The following is a 2,144-nucleotide window of genomic DNA, read 5'->3' as shown; positions in this document are numbered from 1 at the left end:
AAAAAACCTCCACTAATTAAAGTGAAGGTTTAAGTGAGCCCTGAAGGATTCGAACCTTCGACCGCCTCCTTAGAAGGTATTTTTATATTTTAACATAAACAACTAATTTATAATACTTTGTAAGATACTAAAAAACAAAATAACACGTTTTTAGCACGTTTTTTAAAACTTAATTAAATTATAATTTACAGAAGGACCTACAAAAAAACCATTAGTGTACACCCCAAAACCAAAGGAAACACCAATACCAAAACGTTTGGTTTTTTCTGTAAAAGTAAAATTATCTATAGCGTTGGTTTTTATATAAGGGTTACTATTGGTAACTTCTACTCTGTATTCTGTTTTTAAAAAGCCTGTTTTCTTTTTACCAACTACCAATGTTTGTGTATTTGGAAAACTTAAAGAAGTAAAGTTAATTCCAGATTGATTTACTGTACCAGATAAACTATAAAAATTATCTTCTTTTAAAAACGTTCTTTCAAAATTATAAGGCACTTTTACCTCAAAAGGAACAGGCACTTCTTTTATTTCTGTTATTGTATTTACTACTGTTGCAGATGCTAATTTTTTAAATTTTTTTACAGCTTCTTTTAATTGAGCATTTTCTTTTTTGGCTTCTTCGAAAATTATAGACAAATCTTTTACTGTGCCTTTAAAAGCTAATTTTTGCGCCACCTCTAAACCTAATTTGTTTTTGTAGTATTCCACAGAATCTAATAAAGCCAATTGGTTTTGTTTATTGGTTTGTTGTAAGTGTGCATTTTGACTGCATTGATTAAATAGCAAAACTGATAAAAGTATAATTAAACAAATTTGGACAAATTTTGTCCAAGAGAAATTACCTATATGTATGTTGTTTTTTAGCATGATTAATATTTTAAAATTATTGGTTCTGGATCTGTAAGCAACCCATTTTTCCAAACTGACACATGACAATGGTTTTTCATCTTATTGCTGTTATGATAACCTGCAACATCTTGTGCATAACCTATTAATTGGTTTCTTTCTACAAAATCACCTGTATTTACAGTTGGCTTTACATACATTTGTTGCACTCTATAATGATGTAAACCAAAAGTACCTTGTATTTCTACCAGCTTCATTTTTGTAGAACCTACATAAACATTGCCAACCCTAACTTTACCAGAAATACACGCAAATATTTCTTCTCCAGGAAACGTACAAAAATCAACACCTTCGTGTTTTCTGCTTCCACGACTTGCACCAAACCAACCATTACCTGTAGTATCTTGGTTTCTTAATATTATTTGCCTAGTTGGTGATGCTATTTTCATTTATTATTTTTTAAAAACTCTTTAGATTCCTTTTCAAAATCTTGTTGATTGATTTGCTCTTTATATATTTTACTTTGTAAATCTTTATTTTCTCTTTCTTTAGCACCGTTTTTCAGTTTAAAATAAATAACTACTACCAAATGCACGATTGCTAAAAAGACAAAAACAATTTGCATTAAAAAAACATAGTTTTGTGATATACTATAGTTTAAAAACTGTAAAAATTCTAAAAGCTTTACACCTACAAATATTTTTAAAAAGTAAGCAATACAGTTAAGTGTTATATCTAAGTTTTTCATTCTAAAATATCTTTTACCATACCATAAACTATCGTATCTTTTTTATCAACTATAGCACGCCATTTTAATACATTTAATTTTTTTAAATTTCCAATAGAATCTGTAGAATATTCTATAGTTTCTAAAGGGATGCCTGTAATTGACACTGTAATATCATTTTCGTAATACAATTGTGCAATGCTTGGATTTTCTTTAAATATTTCGAAATTGGTTTTACCAAATATTGAAAACCGATCGTAATTAAATAAATGCCCAAACTGATTTTGATATGCTTTATTTATATACTGTAAAGGAAACCTGCCTTTACGTTTTACCTTACCCCAAACAGGCAATGGAAAATCTTCAAAAGTTCTATTATAGATAACCATGTTAGAAACTAAAGAAGAATTAATTACCTCTATTTTTGCAAACTCTACTTTTAAAGTTTCGTTTTCTTGCCTTAAATTATAGGTAATAATTGTTAAAGCCAACAAAGAAGCATAGTTAAATATTTTAAACTTTTTTTCCTTATCCCAAAGCCATTTAAAGGTTTTTGCAACTCTAATCACTC

4 protein-coding genes are annotated in these 2,144 nt (G+C 28.3%); all 4 read right to left on the bottom strand.

The annotated features are described in order from the left end of the window. Nucleotides 1-162: 162 nt before the first annotated feature. Nucleotides 163-867, bottom strand: a complete 705-nt coding sequence (locus ACTG3S_RS14320) for a DUF6549 family protein (protein WP_439130010.1) — start codon at nucleotides 865-867, stop codon at nucleotides 163-165. Nucleotides 868-869: 2 nt separating this feature from the next. Next, nucleotides 870-1,295 (bottom strand): M23 family metallopeptidase, encoded by a 426-nt coding sequence (locus ACTG3S_RS14315; protein WP_439130009.1) that lies wholly within the window; start codon nucleotides 1,293-1,295, stop codon nucleotides 870-872. Then, complete coding sequence (locus ACTG3S_RS14310) at nucleotides 1,292-1,594, bottom strand: hypothetical protein (RefSeq protein WP_439130008.1); 303 nt, start codon at nucleotides 1,592-1,594, stop codon at nucleotides 1,292-1,294. The genes ACTG3S_RS14315 and ACTG3S_RS14310 overlap by 4 nt, the downstream gene beginning before the upstream one ends. Beyond that, nucleotides 1,591-2,144: hypothetical protein (locus ACTG3S_RS14305; RefSeq protein WP_439130007.1), on the bottom strand; the 554-nt coding region annotated here is incomplete at its 5' end. The genes ACTG3S_RS14310 and ACTG3S_RS14305, both read right to left, overlap by 4 nt.

This window comes from Polaribacter sp., assembly GCF_965656025.1.
Taxonomy (GTDB): domain Bacteria; phylum Bacteroidota; class Bacteroidia; order Flavobacteriales; family Flavobacteriaceae; genus Polaribacter.
This window is presented reverse-complemented; position numbering and strand designations above follow the sequence as displayed.

Excerpts from the sequence above, each read along its gene's own strand:
- ACTG3S_RS14320 (WP_439130010.1), bottom strand. The coding sequence starts at position 867 with ATGCTAAAAAACAACATACATATAGGTAATTTCTCTTGGACAAAATTT.
- ACTG3S_RS14315 (WP_439130009.1), bottom strand. The coding sequence starts at position 1,295 with ATGAAAATAGCATCACCAACTAGGCAAATAATATTAAGAAACCAAGAT.
- ACTG3S_RS14310 (WP_439130008.1), bottom strand. The coding sequence starts at position 1,594 with ATGAAAAACTTAGATATAACACTTAACTGTATTGCTTACTTTTTAAAA.